The 22326-nt window shown below is 49.0% G+C and carries 21 protein-coding genes and 2 other annotated features; of the genes, 19 read left to right on the forward strand and 2 right to left on the reverse strand.

Features of this window, described 5'->3' with window-relative positions:
- Positions 1–100: 100 nt before the first annotated feature.
- From M3212_RS02665 to M3212_RS02710, 10 genes are all read left to right on the forward strand, one after another.
- Positions 101–1552, forward strand: a complete 1452-nt coding sequence (locus tag M3212_RS02665; RefSeq protein ID WP_251192398.1) for a replication initiation and membrane attachment family protein — start codon at positions 101–103, stop codon at positions 1550–1552.
- Positions 1553–2482, forward strand: a complete 930-nt coding sequence (dnaI, locus tag M3212_RS02670) for a primosomal protein DnaI (protein WP_251192399.1) — start codon at positions 1553–1555, stop codon at positions 2480–2482. It begins immediately after the preceding gene.
- A gap of 67 nt (positions 2483–2549) precedes the next feature.
- A complete protein-coding gene (gene mqnC / locus M3212_RS02675) occupies positions 2550–3659 on the forward strand; it encodes a cyclic dehypoxanthinyl futalosine synthase (RefSeq protein WP_251192400.1) in 1110 nt (369 codons plus the stop codon).
- 288 nt (positions 3660–3947) lie between these two features.
- Positions 3948–4814: a putative sporulation protein YtxC gene (gene ytxC / locus M3212_RS02680; protein WP_251192401.1), complete on the forward strand. Its 867-nt coding sequence runs from the start codon at positions 3948–3950 to the stop codon at positions 4812–4814.
- 362 nt (positions 4815–5176) lie between these two features.
- Positions 5177–7105 (forward strand): threonine--tRNA ligase, encoded by a 1929-nt coding sequence (gene thrS, locus M3212_RS02685; protein WP_251192402.1) that lies wholly within the window; start codon positions 5177–5179, stop codon positions 7103–7105.
- A gap of 128 nt (positions 7106–7233) precedes the next feature.
- Positions 7234–7356, forward strand: a sequence feature (ribosomal protein L20 leader region).
- 111 nt (positions 7357–7467) lie between these two features.
- Complete coding sequence (gene infC, locus M3212_RS02690; RefSeq protein ID WP_251192580.1) at positions 7468–7971, forward strand: translation initiation factor IF-3; 504 nt, start codon at positions 7468–7470, stop codon at positions 7969–7971.
- A gap of 36 nt (positions 7972–8007) precedes the next feature.
- On the forward strand, positions 8008–8208 hold the full coding sequence (gene rpmI, locus M3212_RS02695) for a 50S ribosomal protein L35 (protein WP_251192403.1): 201 nt from the start codon (positions 8008–8010) through the stop codon (positions 8206–8208).
- Between the two features lie 37 nt (positions 8209–8245).
- Positions 8246–8605, forward strand: coding sequence for a 50S ribosomal protein L20 (gene rplT / locus M3212_RS02700; protein ID WP_251192404.1), 360 nt, complete (start codon positions 8246–8248; stop codon positions 8603–8605).
- Between the two features lie 147 nt (positions 8606–8752).
- Positions 8753–9025, forward strand: coding sequence for a DUF1294 domain-containing protein (locus M3212_RS02705; protein ID WP_251192405.1), 273 nt, complete (start codon positions 8753–8755; stop codon positions 9023–9025).
- Positions 9026–9050: 25 nt separating this feature from the next.
- A complete protein-coding gene (locus M3212_RS02710; RefSeq protein WP_251192406.1) occupies positions 9051–9629 on the forward strand; it encodes a TVP38/TMEM64 family protein in 579 nt (192 codons plus the stop codon).
- A gap of 88 nt (positions 9630–9717) precedes the next feature.
- Here the strand turns inward: M3212_RS02710 and M3212_RS02715 are convergent, their stop codons facing one another.
- Positions 9718–10101: a sigma-w pathway protein ysdB gene (locus M3212_RS02715; protein WP_251192407.1), complete on the reverse strand. Its 384-nt coding sequence runs from the start codon at positions 10099–10101 to the stop codon at positions 9718–9720.
- Between the two features lie 159 nt (positions 10102–10260).
- Here M3212_RS02715 and M3212_RS02720 point away from each other — a divergent pair, with 159 nt between their 5' ends.
- A complete protein-coding gene (locus tag M3212_RS02720) occupies positions 10261–10749 on the forward strand; it encodes a dUTP diphosphatase (RefSeq protein WP_251192408.1) in 489 nt (162 codons plus the stop codon).
- A gap of 75 nt (positions 10750–10824) precedes the next feature.
- Entirely contained in the window at positions 10825–11910 is a 1086-nt protein-coding gene (locus tag M3212_RS02725; protein WP_251192409.1) for a M42 family metallopeptidase, read from the forward strand.
- A 66-nt stretch (positions 11911–11976) separates the two neighbouring features.
- On the opposite strand, the gene sspI is transcribed toward M3212_RS02725, so the two are convergent.
- Entirely contained in the window at positions 11977–12183 is a 207-nt protein-coding gene (gene sspI / locus M3212_RS02730) for a small acid-soluble spore protein SspI (RefSeq protein WP_251192410.1), read from the reverse strand.
- Positions 12184–12305: 122 nt separating this feature from the next.
- Between sspI and M3212_RS02735 the strand changes: the two genes are divergently transcribed.
- The 7 genes from M3212_RS02735 to M3212_RS02765 all read left to right on the forward strand — a co-directional run bounded on the left by M3212_RS02735 (position 12306) and on the right by M3212_RS02765 (position 22320).
- Entirely contained in the window at positions 12306–13061 is a 756-nt protein-coding gene (locus tag M3212_RS02735) for a TrmH family RNA methyltransferase (protein ID WP_251192411.1), read from the forward strand.
- A 62-nt stretch (positions 13062–13123) separates the two neighbouring features.
- Positions 13124–13365 (forward strand) — a binding site (T-box leader).
- Positions 13366–13503: 138 nt separating this feature from the next.
- Positions 13504–14538, forward strand: a complete 1035-nt coding sequence (gene pheS / locus M3212_RS02740; protein ID WP_251192412.1) for a phenylalanine--tRNA ligase subunit alpha — start codon at positions 13504–13506, stop codon at positions 14536–14538.
- Positions 14539–14574: 36 nt separating this feature from the next.
- On the forward strand, positions 14575–17001 hold the full coding sequence (gene pheT, locus M3212_RS02745) for a phenylalanine--tRNA ligase subunit beta (protein ID WP_251192413.1): 2427 nt from the start codon (positions 14575–14577) through the stop codon (positions 16999–17001).
- A gap of 261 nt (positions 17002–17262) precedes the next feature.
- The gene (gene zapA / locus M3212_RS02750) at positions 17263–17532 is read left to right on the forward strand and encodes a cell division protein ZapA (RefSeq protein WP_251192414.1); all 270 of its coding nucleotides are present in this window, start codon (positions 17263–17265) and stop codon (positions 17530–17532) included.
- A gap of 1 nt (position 17533) precedes the next feature.
- Positions 17534–18073, forward strand: a complete 540-nt coding sequence (locus M3212_RS02755) for a CvpA family protein (RefSeq protein WP_251192415.1) — start codon at positions 17534–17536, stop codon at positions 18071–18073.
- A gap of 128 nt (positions 18074–18201) precedes the next feature.
- Positions 18202–19923, forward strand: a complete 1722-nt coding sequence (gene polX, locus M3212_RS02760) for a DNA polymerase/3'-5' exonuclease PolX (protein ID WP_251192416.1) — start codon at positions 18202–18204, stop codon at positions 19921–19923.
- Positions 19924–19959: 36 nt separating this feature from the next.
- Positions 19960–22320 (forward strand): endonuclease MutS2, encoded by a 2361-nt coding sequence (locus M3212_RS02765; protein WP_251192417.1) that lies wholly within the window; start codon positions 19960–19962, stop codon positions 22318–22320.
- The last annotated feature ends 6 nt before the right edge of the window (positions 22321–22326 follow it).

The raw sequence follows: 22326 nt of genomic DNA on the forward strand, positions 1-22326 counted from the left end.
AAAGCGAACTAGCGCTGCAAGCTCTTTTTACGCTGTTTTGGCCTGCTGTACATACCAATCAGAGAGCACGACAGACATCATGAAAAGGAGGGGACCTTTGGTGACATGGCATTGGAAAGAGTTACTACCTGTTGATCGGTTTACCGTGCGGACGAGCTATTACCTGGCAGAACAGGATCGGTTGACACTTACTTTACTGTATCAGCCTTTAATCGGAGCAAGTGCCCATAGTCTCTATCTGACGCTTCTTTCCCAGCTTGAACGCGATCAATATTGGAGCGGGGAACTCACTCACCGCCAGTTGATGCTCTTACTTGGTGAATCGCTCGAGGTGATTTATGAGGAGCGGAAGAAGCTGGAGGCGATCGGCTTACTGAAAACCTTCAAGCGCAAGGATGAGGAAGGGTCAACGTATTTATATGAATTGCAGCCGCCGATGACACCAAGGCAGTTTTTTGAAAATGATGTTCTGAGCGTTTATTTGTTTAATCGCCTCGGTAAGACCTATTACCGTCAGCTGCGCGAACGATTTATGCTTGATGAAGTCGCACGTGAGGAATATACAGAGCTGACATACGCCTTTGATGAAGTATACGCATCGCTCCACCATTCTGAAATGGTCTCGAACCTGAAGTCGGAAACGGGGAAGGTGCTGCATGTTGATGAGCGAAAAGCGCTCATAAGCAGGCAGGATGAACAGGATGTCACCTTTGCTTCGAATCAATTCGACTTTGAGCTGTTTGAAAAAAGCTTATCGAAGTCGATTGTCCCGGACTCGGCGTTGACGGAAGAGATCAAGTCGGCGATTATCAGGCTCGCCTTTGTCTATAAAATCGAGCCGCTGGAGATGAGCAGTATCGTTCAACAGACCTTCATCCATGAGGAGGAGGTCAGCAGCGAGCAGCTGCGTAAAAAGGTGCAGGAATGGTACAAAATTGAACAGGGAACAGAGCCGCCTGCTCTCGGCTTACGGACTCATCCTTTAAAGGAACGGAGCATAACTGCCCGCGAGCCGGCGACAGAGGAGGAGCGGATCATCCATTTTTATGAAACGACGCCACCACTTACCTTGCTGGAAATCCGCTCTGATGGAGCCAAAGTCGCGGCGGCGGATGTTAAAATAATAGAATCACTGATGCTTGATCATAAGCTGTTGCCTGGTGTGATCAACGTGCTGCTCGATTTTATTCTTTGGAGTCAGGATATGAAGCTCAGCAAGGCGTTGGTTGATAAAATCGCCAGTCACTGGGCGAGAAAGAAAGTGCGAACGGTGAAGGAAGCGATGCAGCTTGCTCTGCTTGAGCAGAATAAGTCAAATCAAAACAGCCGGCGGTCCGGTTCTTATCCGAAAGCCTCAACGAAGGGCAAAGCGAATCCGCGGCGGGACAAGCTGCCGAAATGGCTGCTTGCCGAAAAGCAGAAAGAGCAGGATACTAAAGCGGCGGCCTCTCCTCCTTCCGGGCGAAACGAACTTCCGGTTTCGGGGGATAAGAGCTTTGAAGAGATGCTGGAAGAGCTGAAGAAAAGTAAGGCCGGGAAGGGAGAGAGCTAAGTGAAATCGATTCAATCATCGTTAACCGACTGGATGCAAAGCAGCAGCCTGAGAGAGCGGCTTGATCAGGCGATGCAGGAATTGTTGACGGACCCTCTCGTGCAGTCTGCTTTACAACGCAATCCGGACATTACTCAGGAAAGTATTGAGCAGGGTCTTGTTAAGTTATATGAATTTCGCAAGGAAAGCTATCATTGCGAAACATGTCCGGGGCTCGCGAATTGTCCGAACATGATGAAAGGCTACCGGCCGGAGCTGATCAGCCAGAAAGGGGCGCTCGACCTCCATTACCATCCGTGTCATTTAAAGCGTGAAGAGGATGAAAAGAAGCAGCAGCAGCAGCTAATGCGCTCTCTCTATGTGCCGAAAGAGATTCTCGAAGCGAGCTTCGATACGCTTGACCGCGACCAGGACAGGGCGGAAGCCTGTCGCAAGGCACTTGCGTTTGCGCTGCATGCGAACCCGGGCGAGAACGGAGAAGGACTGTACCTTTATGGGAAATTCGGCGTCGGCAAAACACATATTATGGGCGCGGTGATGAATGCGTTAAAAGGCAGACGGATCAGCTCGATGATTGTCTACACGCCTGATTTTTTCCGGGAAATGAAGCAGGCAATCGGCGACGGCAGCTTTCAGCAGAAGCTGGATATGGTCAAAAATGTCCAGGTGCTCATACTGGATGATATCGGCGCCGAGACGATTTCCGGCTGGATTCGAGACGATGTACTTGGTGCGATTTTGCAGCACCGGATGCTGGAAAAGCTGCCGACCTTATTTACATCCAATTATGATTATGAGGAGCTGGAGGAGCATCTTGCTTACTCGGACCGCGGTGGGATTGAGGAACTGAAGGCGAAGCGGATTATGGAGCGGATCAAGCATTTCACGGCGTTTGTGACGGTAGAAGGGAAAAACCGCCGCTCGCGTTAGATAAATCAGCTTTTCTATGATACGATAACAGTATCCTATTTTGAAAGATTCGGGGGTTACGATATATATGAGCATTGATGCGATTTTAGAGCGCGCGGTCAATGGTGAGCGGTTGTCGATGGAAGATGCGGTTGCTCTTTATGAGAGCGATGAAGTGGAGAAGATGGGCGAAGCGGCGAATACGATCATGAAGAAATGGCATCCGGAACCGGTTACGACATTTGTGATTGGCCGAAATGTCAATTATACGAACTTTTGTGACACGTATTGCCGTTTTTGCGCGTTTTACCGGGCGCCTGGCAGCAAAGAAGGCTATGTGTTAAAAGATGAAGAGATTTTCAAAAAGATCGAAGAAACCGTCGCTGTTGGCGGAACAGAAATTTTAATGCAGGGAGGAACGAATCCGGATCTCCCTCTTAGCTATTATACCGATTTGCTGCGCGAGATCAAAAAGCGCTTCCCGATATGGATGCATTCCTTTTCTCCGGCTGAAGTGTGGAAAATCGCCGAAGTGTCAGGACTTGGTGTTGAGGACGTCTTACGCGAGCTGCACGAAGCGGGGCTTGACAGCATGCCTGGCGGCGGGGCGGAAATCCTGACCGAGGAAACAAGACTTCGTGTCAGCCGATTGAAAATCACGTGGGAGCAATGGATTGAAGCGATGGAAGCTTCGAAGCGCGTCGGGATGTTTGGCTCGGCGACGATGGTCATCGGCTTTGGTGAATCCTATGAGGAGCGCGCTTTGCATCTCCAACGCATCCGTGATGCTCAAGATCGCTCAAATTGCTTTACCGCCTTTATTTCCTGGCTCTTTCAGCCGGAAAATACAGGAATGTGGAAAACGAAAAAGCTCAGCTCACGAGACTATTTAAAAAACGTCGCGATCTCGCGGCTGTTTCTCGATAATATCGCCAATTTCCAATCGTCCTGGGTGACGATGGGACCAGAGGTCGGCAAGCTTTCCTTGCAATACGGCTGCAATGATTTCGGCAGCACGATGATGGAGGAAAATGTCGTCTCGGCAGCGGGTACAACACATAAGGTTAACACGAACCAAATTCTCAAGCTTATTCGCGAAGCTGGGAAAATACCGGCTCAGCGCAATACAAAGTATGAAATTCTTCACGTGTTTGAAGGTGAGGAGCAGGCGGAGAAAGACTTTATTATGCAAAATTAAAAAACGAAAATCAGCTGTTTCCAGAGGGAAAGCCTTTGGGACAGCTTTTTTTTAGGAGTAAGAAAGTAAAAAAATTTCAAGATTCTTCATTCTTAAACGATGGTAACGGCTCCACACGCCGCTGCTAGCAAGGAAGCTACGCGTTTTTCTTACTGAAAGACGCGTTTTTCGCATATTCCCCATCATCTTTTTTGGAAAGCGGTCATAGGATGGAGTAGAGCCTGTCTGAATACGGATAAGGAAAAAGGAAGCAGAAGAAGTTCGTTAGACGGTAAGGGGGAATAAGCGTTGATCGCAATCCATTTTGAAGAGACCGATGATTGCAAGCAGCTGCTCGATCAGCTTAGAACGTATATCCAAAATTACGCTGCCTATGGATTGAAAGGAACGGTGGAAAAAGAAGGAGAAACGACGATTTTACTGAACTATGAAAATCAGTTTGTTAATTTCTATGATTCCTTTCACCCATTGCTCGTTTCCGTGCTGACCGATTATGTGATCAGTACGAAGGAAGAGGAATGGCTGCTTGATATCGTCGAAACGATGTTCTATTTTACAGCCAAGGAGGAGCAACAGGAAATTATCACCATTGCTCGAGCCATTTTAGAAGGAGATCGCGATGATCTGCCGATGATGAAGACGTTTTTCAATCGCCGCGCCTATATTTATGAAGCATTTGCCAATCATGTCGAAGAAGAAACGAGCTTTTTTTATGAGCCTTTTCTGACGTTCCGCCTGCGGGAATATGGAGAGATGCTGATTGATTGTGTGGAAATGGCGATTGATGAATATATGCTTGAGCAGGAATATCAAAATATGATTGAAGACCTCCGGCATTATGTCAAATCGCATCAGCCGAAATTTTCATGTTTGCATATCGTCCATGATCAGGGCTTCACGCTCTATGATGAGCACTTCCGTCGTTTGACGCGTGAGGAGCTGCTGTTTCATTTGAATGTCGAGCTTATGTTTGAAGAAGCGCTTGAAGTTGAGGAAATGGTCGTGAGCCCGCTTGTCAGTCTGCTGCCAAGGAGGGTTTATCTTTTCACCGATGAGCCGGATGACGGGGTGATCCTGACGCTGCAGGCTATTTTTGAAGAAAGATTGCGCCTTTATCCATTGCGGGCTTATGAGCCAGAATCAACCAACTTTTGAAATCCTCTTGATTTTCCAGCTTGCGCTCCCTATAATACTACATATCAACAGTCAAATGAGTAAGGGTCACGACGAGGACACGAGCTGCGGAAAATTCTGTTTTCAGAGAGAGAAGTGATTGCTGGGAGCTTCTTAACATGAATCGCACGCTTACCACCTCTGAACTGCGCGAGGGGAACACAGCATTGTGGAAACTGGCGCCGGCATGCAGCCGTTATCCTGCATCAAATGAGGAGACTAAAGGAATTTTTCAGTCTTGAATAAGGGTGGAACCACGAATGACACGCGTCCCTTCTATGTCAATAGAGGGATGGGTGTTTTTTGTTGTACTCAAGTAAATCAGAAAGAAGGAGTGGACAGTCATGACAATGAAATTAACGTTTCCCGATGGCGCGGTAAAGGAGTTTCCCAAAGGGACAACGACAGAAGAGGTTGCGGCTTCGATTAGTCCGGGACTGAAAAAGAAAGCGCTGGCTGGGAAGCATAACGGTACACTGGTTGATTTAAGAACACCGCTTCAGACGGATGGAAAGATTGAAATCGTCACGCAGGATAGCGAGGATGCGTTGGACATTTTGCGCCACAGCACGGCTCATATTATGGCCCAGGCGATTAAACGGCTGCACAAAAATGTTCACTTAGGGATAGGGCCGGTCATTGAAGGCGGCTTTTACTACGATATAGATGCCGAGGAATCAATTACGGCAGAGGATCTGCCGAAGATCGAAAAGGAAATGAAAAAGATAATTTCCGAAAATCTTGAAGTCAAGCGCGTTGAAGTCACCCGGGATGAAGCGGTTCGGATTTACGAAGAGCTTGGTGACCCGTACAAGCTTGAATTAATCGAGGCAATTCCGGAAGGGGAAAAGCTGACGATTTATGAGCAGGGAGAGTTTTTTGATCTCTGTCGCGGTGTTCATATCCCGAGCACGAATAAGGTGAAGGAATTCAAGCTGCTCAGTTTGGCGGGCGCCTATTGGCGTGGCGACAGCAAAAATAAAATGCTGCAACGTATTTACGGGACAGCTTTCTTTAAGAAGGAAGACCTGCAGGAGCATCTTCGCCTGCTTGAAGAAGCGAAGGAGCGGGATCACCGTAAGCTAGGAAAAGAGCTTGGTATTTTCGCCTTATCGCAAAAAGTGGGACAGGGGCTGCCGCTCTGGCTGCCGAAAGGAGCGACGGTACGCCGCATCATCGAGCGCTACATCGTCGATAAAGAAGAGCGTCTGGGCTACCAGCATGTGTATACACCGATTCTAGGCAGCTCCGAGCTGTACAAGACATCCGGCCACTGGGATCACTATCAGGATGATATGTTTCCAGTCATGGAGCGCGATAACGAGGAATTCGTTCTCCGTCCGATGAACTGCCCGCACCATATGATGGTGTACAAGCAGGACATGCGCAGCTACCGTCAGTTGCCATTGCGGATTGCCGAGCTTGGAATGATGCACCGCTATGAAATGTCAGGTGCGGTTTCCGGATTGCAGCGTGTCAGAGGGATGACGTTAAACGATGCTCACATCTTCTGCCGTCCTGACCAGATTAAGGAGGAATTCCTCCGTGTCGTTCACCTCATTCGCGAAGTGTACGAGGATTTTGGCATCAAGGAATATAAGTTCCGTCTTTCCTATCGCGATCCAGAGGATAAGGAGAAGTACTTCGATGATGATGCGATGTGGGAAAAAGCGCAGGGAATGCTGAAGGAAGCGATGGATGAGCTTGGCGATGTCGACTATTATGAAGCGGAAGGAGAAGCTGCTTTCTACGGGCCGAAGCTTGATGTGCAAGTCCGCACCGCTCTCGGCAAGGATGAAACACTTTCCACCGTCCAGCTTGACTTCCTGCTGCCGGAGCGCTTTGATTTAACTTATGTCGGCGAGGATGGCGCACAGCATCGACCAGTCGTCGTCCACCGTGGTGTCGTCTCAACCATGGAACGGTTTGTCGCCTTTTTACTTGAGGAATACAAGGGCGCCTTCCCGACATGGCTCGCGCCGGTGCAGGTTCAGGTCATTCCGGTCTCACCGCATGTCCATTTGGACTATGCAAAACAGGTGCAGGAGCAGTTGCAGCAGCTCGGGGCCCGTGTTCATATTGACGAGCGCGATGAAAAAATCGGCTACAAAATCCGCGAAGCGCAAATGCAGAAGATTCCTTATATGCTCGTTATCGGTGATAAGGAAATGGAAGCAGGCGCCGTCAACGTCCGCAAGTACGGGGAGCAGGACTCGCAATCCGTCCCACTTGCGCAGTTCATTGAGCAGCTGAGTGCGGAAGTAAAGAAGTAAGCAGCAATAGAAAAAATTCGTCATTGCAATCTCAGCCTGTTAACGTTAAAATAAATAGGTCGGTCGCTAAACGAGTTGACACCTATCAACGGGTATGCTATAGTTGGCAAGTAAACAATTACACATTGGACACAAAGCAGAAGCGCCCGCTTCTCACCTGATTGACGCGAATGGCAGTTGGCAGGTACATTAACATTCATTTTTCAAATGAACAAAGTGTGGGCGTATTGTGCCTGCACTTTTTTTATATTGAATGAGGAATGAGGAGCATGCAACATTTCTTGTTCTGAATGGAAGCAATATGCGTGAAGTGCTTTGATCCGTTTAAAATCCTTTGGAGGTGGCTCATTATTAGTAAAGACATGTTGGTCAATGAAGGGATTCGTGCGCGTGAAGTACGTCTTATTGGAGCAAACGGTGATCAGATTGGGGTCAAGTCGAAGCAGGAAGCGCTTGAAATGGCGCAGAATGTCAATCTTGATTTAGTTTGTGTCGCTCCAACTGCGAAACCGCCTGTGTGTCGTATCATGGACTACGGAAAATTCCGTTATGAACAACAAAAGAAAGACAAGGAAACACGCAAGAAGCAGAAGATCATTAACGTCAAGGAAGTTCGTCTTAGCCCGACGATTGAAGATAATGACTTTAACACAAAGCTTCGTAATGCGCGTAAATTCCTGGAAAAGGGAGATAAGGTAAAGGCTGCGATCCGCTTCCGCGGACGGGCGATTACCCACTCCGAAATCGGACGCCGGGTATTAGAGCGTCTGGCGAAAGAATGTGAAGATGTTGCCACGATTGAGGCAAAGCCGAAGATGGAAGGACGCAGCATGTTCTTAATCTTGGCTCCAAAGGTGGAGAAGTAACATCGATTCGAAGTAGATTAAAGGAGGACCTGAGTTATGCCAAAAATGAAAACTCATCGCGGCGCTGCAAAGCGTTTCAAGAAAACAGGATCTGGAAAGCTGAAGCGTTCACACGCATTCACTAGTCACTTATTTGCAAACAAATCAACAAAGCAGAAGCGGAAGCTCCGCAAATCTGCGATTGTTCACTCTGGTGACTTCAAACGTATTCGTGAAATGTTAACGTACAAAAAATAATTGATGTTTTTCTGATAGAAAAAAGGAGGGAACTGCGATGCCAAGAGTAAAAGGCGGTTATGTCGCTCGTCGTCGTCGTAAGAAGGTTTTAAAGTTAGCAAAAGGATATTTCGGTTCAAAACATACATTATTCAAATCAGCTCAAGGACAAGTAATGAAGTCCTTGCTTTATGCTTACCGTGATCGTCGTCAAAAGAAGCGCGACTTCCGTAAGCTTTGGATTACACGGATCAACGCGGCTGCCCGTGTGAACGGTCTTTCTTACAGCCGTTTCATGCACGGTCTTAAGCTTGCTGAGATCAATGTAAACCGCAAAATGCTTGCTGACCTTGCTGTTAATGACGAGAAATCATTCGCTCAGCTTGCTGAGAAAGCAAAAGCAAGCCTTAACGCATAAAGAAGAGACAGCTCTAAAAGCAACGGATACAGTGCCTAGGGGTTATCTCACAAAAAGGAAGAGAGGGTGTCCCGGAGCCTAAGGCTTTTTGGGACATCCTTTTTTTCTGATTAACATGCGCGGACTGGCAGAAAGGCGGGGGCGAAGATGGGAGCAGGAGTCCTTTATTTGTTACTGGTGAATGTGCTTTCCTTCATCGTTGTAGGAGCTGATAAGCAAAAGGCGCGAAAGAAACAGAGGCGCATTTCAGAGCGGACGCTCTTTCTTTGGGCGATCATCGGTGGAAGCCTTGGTTCCTTTATCGGCATGAGATTTTTTCGTCATAAGACGAAGCATAAACGGTTTATGATCGGAGTTCCGCTTATTATCCTGATTCAGGTGCTGGCTCTGGTCTTCATCATTTCCGCGATACAAGCATAAGGTAGTAGAGGAGGTGGAGCTGACAATGGAAGAGTTTCTCAGAAAGTCTTTATTCGTAATTGAGCAAAGCGGTTGGCTCGCCCCGGTGTTCTTTATTTTGCTGCATGTCATCAGGCAGATCTTCTTCATACCGGTCCTGTTTATTTGCCTGCTTGGCGGGTATTTATTCGGGACGCTGGCCGGCTCGCTCTATTCGATTATCGGTCTGACCGCAGTCAGCTTCGTTTTTTACTGGCTTGTGTATCTTTTTCCGGGTGTCAGGAAAAAGGTGGCTGCTTTAAAGCGACGTATGCTGAAAGATGATTATCGCCTGACGCTGCCACAGATGATGGTGATGAGGTTGATGCCATTTGTCCATTTCCATCTCGTGTCGCTTTATATTATGGAAACGACAAACAATGTAAAAAAGTATACACAGCAATCCTTTATCGTCAGTATCCCACCGGCGGTCGTTTATACATCCTTTGGTGATATGCTGCATGAGCTGCCGCTTGTCGGGACGATGGTATTTGCTCTTTTTCTAGCGCTGCTCTTTCTCTTTTTCCGGCCGAAGCGCACAACATCCGTCAGCTGGGCCGGTTTTTTTGCGGAGAAGAAAGAGTGAGCGTCAGCGGTCTTAAAAGCTTCACAGCGATCAAAAAAAGATGGGGTGTGTCAAAAAGGTTTCTTCCCTTTTGGCGCACCCCTCTTGCTTATTCTTTTCGCAGCAGCTCTTTAATCGGACTTTTCCATTCGATTTTTGCATTCGGATAGCGAAGATGAACATCATCGGCAATAAATTGAAAATCCTCTTTGGAAAAGCCGTTCAGCCGGTCGGTTTGTCTCGCCCAGATATAGACGGAAACAATCTCGAAGGAGTCCTCCGTCGTTCCTAAATATTTTTCTCCTTCAAACATCACACCTTTGTAGGTGAGGAGGAAGTTTTTCCTGACGTCCTTCTCATCATCGTAGAAGAAAAACTGCTGGCGTTCATGGGCCTGCTCGAGCTTGCGGCGCGGGTGAAATAAATACTTTAAGGCCGAGTAAGCCAGAATTATAAGAGCTAATAAAATTAAGAAACGAAAGAGAATGACCATGTTTCATTCCTCCTTTATGAGGGATCAGTGAATAGAATGATTTTGACATACTTTTATAAAGGAAGTAAAGTAGTTAATCAGTTATACGAATCAGAAAAGATTTGGTTGCATCTTTTTTTAAAAAAATTGTTATAATCAAGTTCAAGGGGAGGGATAACGTTGGATATTCAAAAGCTATTTGACATCCAGGAGAAATTAAACAACCGGATTATGACCGAGCATCAGCTCACGCAGGCTGATCTGTTTCAGGAGCAGCAGCTGGCATTTCTTGTTGAGCTTGGTGAACTGGCGAACGAAACGCGCTGTTTTAAATATTGGAGCCGGAAGCCGGCCTCGGAGCGCGGCGTCATTTTGGAGGAGTATGTCGACGGCTTGCATTTCGTCCTGACACTCGGACTGGCGCTCGGCTTTCGTTACCCGCAGCCGCTTCAATCATATCCCCATCAGGAAACACTAACCGGGCAATTTCTGCTCGTGATGGAAACGACACACCGGTTGCAGCTTGCTCCAACAGAAGAGAACTACTTTGCCCTGATGGAAGCCTTCCTGGCGTTAGGCCAGCAGCTTGGCTTTTCGCATGAGGAAATCGAAGACGGTTATTTGGCAAAAAATAAAGTGAATCATGAACGGCAGGATGTCGGCTATTAGATTGATTGAGTAGGATCGCGCTTTTTATGTATACTAAAAATGAGGCACGACTTGATCATGGGAGGAATGTACATAATGAAGAAGCTTGATGAACGTCTGCAAATGCTGAAAGACTTGACCGATGCGAACGGCATTTCCGGCGATGAGCGTGAAGTCAGAGAAGTAATGACAAGCTATATTGAGCCGTTTGCCGACGAGGTGACGACCGATAAGCTTGGCAGTCTTGTTGCCAAAAAGGTCGGCCAGGCGGACGGCCCGAAAATAATGATTGCCGGTCATCTCGACGAAATCGGCTTTATGGTCACAAGCATTGATGACAAAGGCTTTCTCCGCTTTCAGACCGTCGGTGGCTGGTGGGAGCAAGTGATGCTTGCCCAACGGGTCACGGTCATGACAAAGGAAGGGAACATTCCGGGGGTAATCGGGTCAAAGCCGCCGCATATTCTTCCGGCCGATGTCCGGAAAAAGCCGGTTGATAAAAAGGATATGTTCATTGACATCGGTGCCTCGAGCAAAGAGGAAGCGCTTGAATTCGGCGTGCGTCCCGGCGATTCGGTCGTCCCGGTCTGTGAATTCACCGTCATGAAGAATGAAAAGTACTTAATGGCGAAAGCGTGGGATAATCGGATTGGTTGCGCGATTGCGATTGATGTGATGCGTGAACTAAAGGATGCCAAGCACCCGAATACGGTGTATGGCGTCGGGACAATTCAGGAAGAGGTCGGCTTAAGAGGAGCGCGTACATCAGCGCATTTGATCCAGCCTGATATCGGCTTTGGAATCGATGTTGGCATCGCCGGCGACACGCCCGGGGTAACGGAAAAAGAAGCTCTCGCGAAAATGGGCGAAGGGCCGCAAATCGTTCTGTATGATGCTTCGATGATTTCGCACAAAGGCTTGCGTGAATTTGTGACGTCAACTGCTGATGAGCATAATATTCCGTATCAATATGATTCGATGGCCGGCGGGGGCACGGATTCCGGTGCGATTCACGTTACGGCGAATGGCGTTCCGGCGCTTTCCATTACGGTCGCGACCCGTTACATTCATACTCACGCCGCGATTTTGCATCGTGATGATTATGAAAATACGGTGAAGCTGCTCGTTGAGGTCATCAAAAAGCTCGATCGCGAAACGGTTGAAAAGATTACGTTTGATTAATGGTTGGCTAAAAAACAAGAGGGATTACCGTCAAGCTGGCACTGTTGGCGGTAATCCCTCTATTGTTTATTGCAGTCCCTGGCTAATCTGCTGGCACAGTTCTTCTTTTTGCTGCTCGTCTGCGTTTTTCCAATATACTTCAAACAATACGCCAAGCCCCGGCAGCATCTTTTCTTCTCCACGCTGAATCGCATCGAGGATCGTTGCTTCGACATCCTCTTCTGAGCTGCCTTGAATGTTGGCCATAATCGCACCACGAAGGTTAAAGCCCATCTTTGTGCCCTCCTTTCCAGTTCATAATGCTTTCTCCTTGTAGTATGGCTGAAATCAGACTGGATTATGTTTGTAAAAATCGGTATGATGAGGGGTAGAAAAGAGAGGTAAAGGAGTGCCGCATGCGAAGGATTGATTCAAGCAAAAATGAGCAGGTAAAAGGCTGGAAAAAGCTCCATACGAAAAAAGGACGCGAGAAGGCCGGACAGTTTCTTGTCGAAGGCTTTCATCTTGTGGAAGAGGCGTTACGGGCATCGATCAAAGTAAATACAGTGCTGCTGACGGATGACACGATTCTGCCTCCGGAGTGGTCGCTGTCTGAGCTTGATGTTATCATGCTTAGCCCGCAAGTGATGAAAGAGCTCGCTGAAACGGAAACGCCTCAGGGTGTCATTGCCGTATGTGAGCTTCCTGAATCGCCGGCTGCCGAGATTACGGAAGGAAAATATCTCCTGGTGGACCGCGTTCAGGATCCCGGGAATTTAGGAACGATGATCAGGACGGCGGACAGCGCCGGTTTAACCGGTGTTGTTGTCGGTGACGGCTGTGTCGATATTTTTAATGGAAAGCTGATTAGGGCGTCGCAGGGCTCGATTTTTCACTTGCCGGTGTTGAAGGGAGATTTGCTGGACTGGATTGAACGCTTTAAACAGGCTCAAATCCCTGTCTTCGGCACCGCCCTGAAGGGTGCCAGCTCTTATTCGGCGATTGAGCCGCAGCGTGATTTTGCACTGCTGATGGGGAATGAAGGAGAAGGGGTGTCGGCGGAGCTGTTGGAGCTGACCGATCAGAATTTGTACATTCCGATTTATGGAGAAGCAGAATCGTTGAATGTCGCCGTGGCGACCGGGATTCTCCTTTATTATTTACGAGGATAAGGTTGCATCAGCGCTGAAGTTTTTCTATAATGAAAAAGCGATCATCATACAAGTGAAAAAAGCAAAATGCGACGAAAGAGAGTAGTACGAATGAAACCGCTATGCAGGGAGAGAATGCCTTGACTGAAAGCATTCTTATAGCAGGAAATTCCGAATTCGCTCTGGAGCAGGCATCGGAGCACGAGAGAATGAGATCACTCGTGAAGATGTACCGGTCATTGCCGTTAAATCAATGGAGCGAATGCAGGAGTCAGTCACTTTCTGCGTTAAATAGGGTGGTACCGCGAGAGTCTTCGTCCCTTACCGGGATTGAGGGCTCTTTTTTTGCGATTTCCAGGAAGATTTGAGGGAAGGCGTCGCACGATTAGCGGATGCTCGAAAGAAGCCCGAAGCGGGTGTGAAGCAAAAGTAGGTTCATGGTCGAAAAGAAGGAGGAAAACAGATGCGTGAGAAGTTAGAAACGTTACGTGATGAAGCGTTGGAGAAGGTCAAGCAGGCCGAGGACAAAAAAGCATTGCAGGAGGTTCGGGTCGCATACTTAGGAAAAAAAGGCCCGATTACAGAAGTGTTGCGCGGTATGGGAAAATTATCGGCGGAGGAGCGTCCTGTCATCGGTCAGATGGCCAATGATGTCCGCGATGCAATTAAAGAGCAGGTCGACAGGAAGGAAGCAGCGCTTGAGGAAGCGGCAATTGAAGCCCAGCTCGCGAGCGAAAGCATTGATGTCACTTTACCAGGTCGTCCGGTTCAGGCCGGTTCCACTCATCCTTTAACCGCTGTTGTCGAAGAGGTGGAGGATGCCTTTATCGGTCTTGGTTTCACTGTTGCCGAAGGGCCCGAAATTGAAACAGATTATTATAACTTTGAAGCATTAAATCTGCCGAAAGATCATCCGGCCCGCGATATGCAGGATTCGTTCTATTTCACGGAGGAGCTATTGCTGCGGACCCACACATCGCCGGTTCAGGCGCGAACGATGGAGCGCTATCACGGGAAAGGTCCGGTGAAAATCATTTGTCCGGGGAAAGTATTCCGGCGCGATGATGACGATGCGACGCATTCCCACCAGTTCATGCAGATCGAAGGTTTGTACGTTGATGAGAACGTGCGGATGAGTGACTTGAAAGGGGTTCTTGAAACGTTTGCGAAATCATTTTTCGGGGCGGATCGGGAAATTCGTCTTCGTCCAAGCTTTTTCCCGTTCACCGAGCCTTCTGTTGAGGTTGATGTATCCTGCGGAATGTGCGGTGGTCACGGCTGCCGGATTTGTAAGCATTCCGGCTGGATTGAAGTGCTCGGAGCCGGCATGGTTCATCCACGCGTACTTGAAATGAGCGGGTTTGATTCAACGAAATACAGCGGCTTTGCTTTTGGAATGGGCGTCGAGCGATTGGCGATGCTGAAGTATGATATTGATGACATTCGCCACTTCTATACAAACGATGTTCGCTTCTTATCACAATTCAAACGGAAATAAGCCGATTTAACAGGAGATATTGAAGGAGGAAATGAGATGCTCGTTTCATATAAATGGTTACAGGATTACGTCGATGTCGCGGAAGTAACACCGCAGGAAATTGCCGAAAAAATGACGCGCGGCGGAATTGAAATTGATTTCATTCATCAATTGAATCAAGGTGTGTCCGGTGTCGTTGTCGGCTATGTCGAGGAGTGCCGGCAGCATCCGAATGCGGACAAGCTCAATTTATGCCAGGTCAATATTGGGGAAGAGGAGCCTGTCCAGATCGTTTGTGGGGCGGCGAATGTCGCCCGGGGGCAGTATGTCGCTGTCGCCAAGGTTGGCGCTGTACTGCCGGGGAATTTCAAAATAAAAAAAGCAAAGCTGCGCGGAGAAGTATCCCAAGGGATGATCTGCTCATTACAGGAGCTGGGCATCGATCAGAAGCTGATTCAGAAAGAGTATGCCGATGGAATTTATGTGTTTCAGGGCGAAGTTGAGGTCGGCAGCGATGCACTCGCTGCTTTGAACCTTGATGATCAAGTGCTTGAGCTCGATTTAACACCGAACCGCTCTGACTGTCTCAATATGCTCGGCGTTGCATACGAGATTGCGGCCCTCTACGATAAGAGGGTCAAGCTGCCGGTGGTGGAGCTGGCAACGAACGAGGAGCGGGCGGAGGATTATGTCAGCGTTGCCGTTGAAGCCAAGGAAGATAATCCGTATTACGGCGCAACAATCATTAAGGATGTCAAGGTCGGTCCCTCACCGCTTTGGCTGCAAACTCGTTTAATGGCAGCGGGAATCCGGCCGATCAGCAATGTAGTTGATGTAACGAATTACGTGCTGCTCGAATATGGCCAGCCATTACACGCTTTTGACTACGACCGCTTTGGCTCAAAGGAAGTCGTTGTACGCCGCGCTCACGACCAAGAGGAAATCATTACGCTTGACGATCAGAAACGGACGCTGGCAAGCGATCATCTTGTGATTACCAATGGCAAGGAGCCGGTGGCGATAGCCGGAATTATGGGAGGCGCGAGTTCTGAAGTCAGTGAGTCGACGACAACGATTCTGTTGGAAGCGGCTTATTTCGATCCGGCAACAATCCGGAAGGCTTCCCGCGATCTCGGGCTGCGGAGTGACGCGAGCGCCCGTTTTGAAAAAGGTGTCGATCCGAACCGGGTCCGTGAAGCGGGCAAGCGGGCGGCCGCTCTGATTGCCGAGCTGGCCGGCGGGACGATTGTTTCCGGCGTAGTCGAGCAGGACGAGCTTGTCCATCAGCCTGCAGTCATCACGCTTGAGATGAACCGGCTGAATGAGCGCCTCGGTATGAATATTACAATCGCTGAAGTGAAAACCTTTATGGACCGCCTCGGCTTTGCCTATGAAGAAGCAGAGCAGCAATTGCGGGTAACGGCGCCATCACGCCGTCTCGATCTGCAAATTGAAGAGGATTTGATGGAAGAAGTAGCCCGTCTTTTCGGCTACGATCATATCCCAACAACGCTGCCAACCGGTGCGACGACGCAGGGCGCGTTAACGCCTTATCAGCAAAAGCGCCGTCTCGTCCGCAGGGTGCTGGAGCAGGCGGGACTGTCTCAAGTTATCACCTACTCCTTGACTAGTCCGGAGAAAGCGCAGGGGTTTGCGACGGAAAAGGAAGCGCATGCCGTTAAGCTGGCGATGCCGATGAGTGAGGATCGTAGTACGATGAGAACGAGCCTGGTGCCTCATCTGTTCGATGTGATCAGCTACAATTTAAATCGGAAAAATCAGCACGTTCATATTTATGAAATAGGTTCGATCTTTTTAAGTGAGGAAAAGCAGCTTTCCAGCCAGCCGCAGGAGCGTGAAATGCTTGCCGGCGCTCTAACCGGCCTCTGGCATGAGCATGTCTGGCAGGGGGAAAAGAAGGCGGTTGACTTCTTTGTCGTGAAAGGATTGCTTGAGGCGTTGTCGGCAGAGCTCGGTCTTGCAGAGCATATTCGGTTTGAACAGGCGAAGAAGCCTGGAATGCACCCGGGTCGAACGGCTGTGATCAAGCTCAATGAGGAAGAAATCGGCTTTCTCGGGCAGGTCCATCCGACCGTGCAAAAAGAAAAGGATTTGAAGGAAACATATGTTTACCAGCTGGACCTCCAAGCGTTGCTGACGTTTGAGACAGCACCGATGGTTTACGAGCCGTTACCGCGCTTTCCGGCGATGGTGCGTGATATCGCCCTTGTCGTTCCGACAGAGCGCACGGCTGGCGAGCTTGAAGAAGTGATTACGCAAGCGGGAGGGGACTTGTTGAAAAAGGTTTACCTCTTTGACCTTTACCAAGGTGAGCACATGGAGCCAGGCAAGAAATCACTTGCTTTCTCATTAACATACCTTGATCCTGAACGGACGTTAACGGATGAAGACGTGACAAGCGTCCATGATCGCGTGATTGCCGAGCTTGAACAAGTCGGGGCGAAGCTGCGCGGAAGTCAATAAAAAACAGCGAATCAGTTTGATTTACGGAGGCTGCTTCAAAAGGAAATAACCCCTTTTGAAGCAGCTCTTTTTTAATGAAACAGGAAATCAGCCACAGACTGATGTTCCAAAATCCGACGTGATGGCCACCGTAAGTCAGCAGGGACCTTTGCTTGCGGGAACGGAACAGAGTCTGCGGATTTGTATTTCCATTAAGTACCCTTCATGTTATGATAGAAGGTAGGATTTTATTGGAGCGATTGAGAGATAGGAGGCTTTTTCGTGACTGAGCGGAAGGTAAAGCAACGGACAACTGTAACCATTTACGGCCAGCAATATACGGTTGTCGGTCATGAGCCTCCGACACATGTAATGGAAGTGGCTCAAATGGTTGACGAGAAAATGAGAGAAATCAGAAAACGAAACCCTTATTTAGATACAACCCGTTTAGCGGTGCTAACAGCGGTAAATGTTGTCGATGAATATAAAAAGTTGCTTGAAGAGCATGAAAAAGCTCTCAAGGAACTGAAACGGATGACAGGAGACGAGTAGGATGCTAAGCTTTCTTATTTTGTTTATTTTATTTTGCAGCTTTTTTATAGGCAGACGCCGTGGCTTTATTTTGCAAATTATTCATCTAGTAAGCTTTGTCGCAGCGCTGTTCGTTGCCTACAGCTATTTTCGCGAACTGGCTACATATATTCGGCTGTGGATCCCGTATCCGCAGTTTTCCTCGGACAGTACGGTCGGGATGATCGTTAATACGTTTGATGCGGAAAGCGTTTATTATTCTGGGATTGCGTTTGCGATCCTGTTTTTCGGGACAAAGCTTGTGCTTCACCTTCTTGGTTCGATGCTGGATTTTCTGGCACACTTGCCGATTTTGCGCTCATTCAACCAGCTGCTGGGCGGTATTCTTTGCTTCATTGAAGCGTATTTAATTTTACTCGTTTTGCTGTTTGTCGCCGCGCTCTTGCCAATCGAAGCGGTGCAAAGTGCGATGCAAGGCTCAATCGTCGTCCAGCTGATGATGAACTATACGCCATTTCTGTCTGAATGGATTAAATCGTTATGGATTGAAAATACAATTTAGTTGCAAGAACAGTCCGATAGATGATGAAGCAGCGGCGGCTCGATTCATCGGTCGGACTTTTTGTATGGCGGGCTTAACGTTGATTTTCTTATCCCGCTATCGGTATGATAAGAGGGGAGGGGAAGAAGATGAATAAAAAAGATGTCATTCGTGTACTTGAGGCAATTGCCACCTATCTTGAAATCAAAGGGGACAACCCTTTTAAAATATCTGCATATCGAAAAGCCGCCCAGGCATTGGAAACGGATAAACGAACATTAGCCGAACTGGACGACCCGGCTTCTTTATCAGGAATTGGCAAAGGGACAGCGGAGGTCATTCTCGAGCTGAAGCAGACCGGTGCCTCGAAGCTCTATGACGAGCTGGCCGGCAGCTTGCCTGGTGGACTGCTTGAACTGCTAAAGCTGCCCGGACTTGGCGGGAAGAAAATCGGCAAGCTCTATCAGGAATTGAATGTCGTCGATGTCACAAGCCTGCAGCAGGCTTGTCAGAAAGGCAAGGTACAGTCTCTTGCCGGCTTCGGAAAGAAGACAGAGGAAAAGCTGCTCGCGGCGATTGAAGAAGTCATGACCCGTCCTGAACGTCTGGCGCTGCCGGTCGTGTTGCCGGTTGTCGCTGAAATTGAAGCGGCACTCGAAACAATGGACGGGGTTGAGCGCTTTTCGCGAGCTGGGAGTTTGCGGCGATTAAAGGAAGAAGTGAAGGATTTGGACTTTATTATTGCGACAACGGAGCCGGCGAAGGTCCGGGATCAGCTGCTTGCTTTGCCGGCGGTGACGAAGGTGATTGCCAGTGGCGAGACGAAGGTATCGGTCGAAGTCACGGCGACGTTTCCGATCTCGATTGATTTTCGTCTGATTCAGCCCCAAGCCTTTGCAACAACTCTCCACCATTTTACCGGCTCGAAGGAGCACAATGTCAAGATGCGCCAGCTCGCGAAAAAAAGAGGAGAAAAAATCAGCGAATACGGTGTGGAGGATGGAGAAACCGGAGAGGTGCAGACTTTTCCGAGCGAAGAGGCTTTTTTTGCTCATTTTGGACTCAACTACATTCCGCCTGAAGCGCGTGAGGATCAGGGCGAGATTGAGCAGGCGCAAGCATCCGCGCCGCGCCGCTATGTAGAAGAGGCCGACATTATTGCCGATCTCCATATGCATACAACGTGGAGCGACGGCGCTCATTCGATTGAGGAAATGGCTGAAGCGGCGCGCCAAAGAGGCTATCAGTATATCGCGATTACCGATCACTCGCGCTATTTGAAAGTCGCCAACGGTCTTAGCATTGAGCAGGTGAAGGAGCAGCATGCGTATATACGTCAGCTGAATCAGCGGTATGACGATTTCACCATTTTAACCGGAATTGAAATGGATATTCTGCCTGATGGAACGCTCGATTACCCGGATGAATTGCTGGCCGAGATTGACTTTGTCATTGCGTCGATCCATTCTTCTTTTCAACAGGATCAGGAAACGATGATGCAGCGCTTGAAAAACGCCCTGTTGAACGAGCATGTTGACATGATCGCTCATCCGACGGGGAGGCTGCTCGGCAAAAGGGAAGGCTATCAGGTTGATGTTGAACAGTTAATCGAGCTGGCGAAAGAAACCAATACAGCATTGGAGCTAAATGCGAATCCGCTTCGTCTTGATCTTGCCGCCCATTGGCTGAAAAAGGCGGAGGAAGCCGGGGTCGTGATAGCAATCAATACCGATGCGCATCATATGAAGATGATGGAGGATATGAGCTTTGGGGCGGGAGTCGCCAGAAAGGCGATGCTTGACCCTTCCTCAGTCCTGAACACATGGCCGTTGGAACGCCTGCAGCAATTTCTTCAGCGCAACAGGCCGTGAAGAGATAACGAGCCATCGTTATAAAAGGAGTGTACTATGGAAAGAGTCATTCGTGTATTAGAATATGAAAAAATGAAACAGCAGCTTAGAGAACATGTCGCTTCGTCGCTTGGCCGGCAAAAAGTGATCGAGCTCCGTCCATCAACCGAGATTGAAGAGGTGGAGGAATGGCAGGCGGAAACAGCAGAAGCGGCAACCGTGATCCGTTTAAAAGGCCAGGCGCCGCTTGGCGGCATCTCAGATATTACCCCTCATGCGAAGCGGGCGAAGATCGGCGGCAGTCTTTCGGCGAGTGAGCTGATTGAGATAGCAAGCACGATCTATGGCGGTCGCCGTTTGAAGAAGTTTATCCAGACGATGGTCGAAGAGGAGGAGCTTGAGCTGCCGCGCTTGTATGAGCACGCTGAACGGATTGAAGTGCTGACCGATGTCGAACGCAGCATAAAGCAATGTATTGATGACAACGGCCATGTGCTTGACTCGGCCAGTCCGGCGCTGCGAACGATCCGCCAGCAGGTACGCAGCTATGAGTCCGGTATCCGGACGAAGCTTGACAGTATTACCCGTTCTTCCAGTACGCAGAAAATGCTTTCCGATGCGATTGTGACGATTCGTAATGAACGCTTTGTCATTCCGGTTAAACAGGAATATCGCGGATCGTTCGGCGGAATCGTTCACGACCAATCCGCCTCGGGAGCCACTCTCTTTATTGAGCCGCAGGCGATCGTGACGCTGAACAACCAGCTTCAGGAAGCAAAAAGCCGGGAAGCGCGCGAAATCGAACGGATATTGGCGGCTTTATCGGCGGAAGTGGCCGAGGTCGCTGATGCGCTGCTCGTCAATATTGACGTGCTGGGCACACTTGATTTTATTTTTGCCAAAGCCCATTACGCCAAGGCGATCAAGGCGACAAAGCCCCGCTTGAATGAAAAAGGTTATATTTTGCTGAAGAAAGCGCGTCATCCTCTGCTTGACAAGGATGAGGTCGTCCCGATTGACCTGGAGCTTGGTGGAGAGTACCGCTCGCTGATCATTACCGGTCCGAATACAGGCGGGAAGACGGTCACATTGAAAACGGTCGGGCTGCTGACGCTGATGAGCCAATCAGGCTTGCATGTTCCTGTAGAAGAGGACTCTGAAATGGCTGTCTATAAACAAGTATTCGCCGATATTGGCGATGAACAGTCGATTGAGCAAAGCTTAAGTACATTTTCCTCGCATATGACGAACATCGTCAGCATTCTCGACAAGGTTGATTTTCAAAGCCTTGTGCTGTTCGATGAGCTGGGCGCCGGAACGGATCCGACCGAGGGAGCCGCGTTGGCGATTTCGATTCTCGACGATGTGTATGAGCGGGGAGCGAGCGTCGTGGCGACGACCCATTACAGCGAGTTAAAAGGGTATGCCTACAATCGTGAGGGCGCGATCAATGCAAGCGTTGAATTTGATGTCGAGACGCTGCGTCCGACGTACCGCTTGCTGATCGGAGTGCCGGGAAGAAGTAATGCCTTTGCGATTTCACGCCGTCTTGGCCTTGACGAGCGGATTATCGACAAGGCGAAGGAACAAATTGACAGCGAAACGAACCAGATCGAAAACATGATCGAAGCGCTTGAAACCAGTCAGAAATCAGCTGAATCGGAATGGGAGGATGCCGAGAAAATACGCGCTGAAGCAGAGCAGCTCCGCACTGAGCTGGCAAGGCAGCTTGAAGCGTTTGAGCAGGAACGCGAAGCATTGCTGAAGGAAGCCGAGGAAAAGGCGGCGAAGGCAGTTAATGACGCCCGGGAAGAAGCCGAGCTGATAATTGCTGAGCTACGCGATATGCAAAAGCAGGGTATTGCTGTGAAGGAGCATCAGATCATTGATGCGAAGAAGCATCTTGAGGAGGCGACACCGAAGCTTTCGGCGAAGCAGAAAAAAGTAAAGAAAATCGCGGCGAAAGCCCAGCGTTCGATTGCGCCTGGCGACGAAGTAAAGGTGCTCAGCTTTGGACAAAAAGGCTTCGTCACGGAAAAAATCAGCGACAATGAATTCCAGGTGCAAATTGGTATTATGAAAATGAAGGTCAATAAAGATGATTTGCAGCTGCTTGATCGTCCGAAGCAGGTGGAAGCGAAGCCGCTTGCGACTGTCAGAGGAAGCGAGCATCACGTCAAAGCCGAGCTTGATTTACGAGGCGAGCGTTTTGAGGACGCGATGCTGCTCGTTGAAAAATACATTGACGATGCGCTGCTTGCCGGTTATCATCAAGTTTCGATTATCCACGGGAAAGGCAGCGGCGCGCTCCGCAAAGGGGTGAAGCAGCTTCTGAAAAAGCATCCGCATGTCAAAAGTGAGCGCGACGGCGGGATGAATGAAGGTGGACTCGGCAACACGGTTGTCGAATTAAAATAAGTGAGG

Origin of the sequence: Halalkalibacter oceani, assembly GCF_023715705.1 — a bacterium.
Taxonomy (GTDB): Bacteria; Bacillota; Bacilli; order Bacillales; family Bacillaceae_D; genus Halalkalibacter; species Halalkalibacter oceani_A.

What these genes read in the sequence shown, in the direction of transcription:
- polX (WP_251192416.1), top strand. Translation starts at nt 18,202, where the DNA reads ATGAATAAAAAAGATGTCATTCGTGTACTTGAGGCAATTGCCACCTAT.
- M3212_RS02710 (WP_251192406.1), top strand. Translation starts at nt 9,051, where the DNA reads ATGGAAGAGTTTCTCAGAAAGTCTTTATTCGTAATTGAGCAAAGCGGT.
- rpmI (WP_251192403.1), top strand. Translation starts at nt 8,008, where the DNA reads ATGCCAAAAATGAAAACTCATCGCGGCGCTGCAAAGCGTTTCAAGAAA.
- infC (WP_251192580.1), top strand. Translation starts at nt 7,468, where the DNA reads ATGTTGGTCAATGAAGGGATTCGTGCGCGTGAAGTACGTCTTATTGGA.
- sspI (WP_251192410.1), bottom strand. Translation starts at nt 12,183, where the DNA reads ATGGGCTTTAACCTTCGTGGTGCGATTATGGCCAACATTCAAGGCAGC.
- mqnC (WP_251192400.1), top strand. Translation starts at nt 2,550, where the DNA reads ATGAGCATTGATGCGATTTTAGAGCGCGCGGTCAATGGTGAGCGGTTG.
- thrS (WP_251192402.1), top strand. Translation starts at nt 5,177, where the DNA reads ATGACAATGAAATTAACGTTTCCCGATGGCGCGGTAAAGGAGTTTCCC.
- M3212_RS02725 (WP_251192409.1), top strand. Translation starts at nt 10,825, where the DNA reads ATGAAGAAGCTTGATGAACGTCTGCAAATGCTGAAAGACTTGACCGAT.
- rplT (WP_251192404.1), top strand. Translation starts at nt 8,246, where the DNA reads ATGCCAAGAGTAAAAGGCGGTTATGTCGCTCGTCGTCGTCGTAAGAAG.
- pheS (WP_251192412.1), top strand. Translation starts at nt 13,504, where the DNA reads ATGCGTGAGAAGTTAGAAACGTTACGTGATGAAGCGTTGGAGAAGGTC.
- M3212_RS02755 (WP_251192415.1), top strand. Translation starts at nt 17,534, where the DNA reads ATGCTAAGCTTTCTTATTTTGTTTATTTTATTTTGCAGCTTTTTTATA.
- M3212_RS02715 (WP_251192407.1), bottom strand. Translation starts at nt 10,101, where the DNA reads ATGGTCATTCTCTTTCGTTTCTTAATTTTATTAGCTCTTATAATTCTG.
- M3212_RS02705 (WP_251192405.1), top strand. Translation starts at nt 8,753, where the DNA reads ATGGGAGCAGGAGTCCTTTATTTGTTACTGGTGAATGTGCTTTCCTTC.
- M3212_RS02765 (WP_251192417.1), top strand. Translation starts at nt 19,960, where the DNA reads ATGGAAAGAGTCATTCGTGTATTAGAATATGAAAAAATGAAACAGCAG.
- M3212_RS02735 (WP_251192411.1), top strand. Translation starts at nt 12,306, where the DNA reads ATGCGAAGGATTGATTCAAGCAAAAATGAGCAGGTAAAAGGCTGGAAA.
- pheT (WP_251192413.1), top strand. Translation starts at nt 14,575, where the DNA reads ATGCTCGTTTCATATAAATGGTTACAGGATTACGTCGATGTCGCGGAA.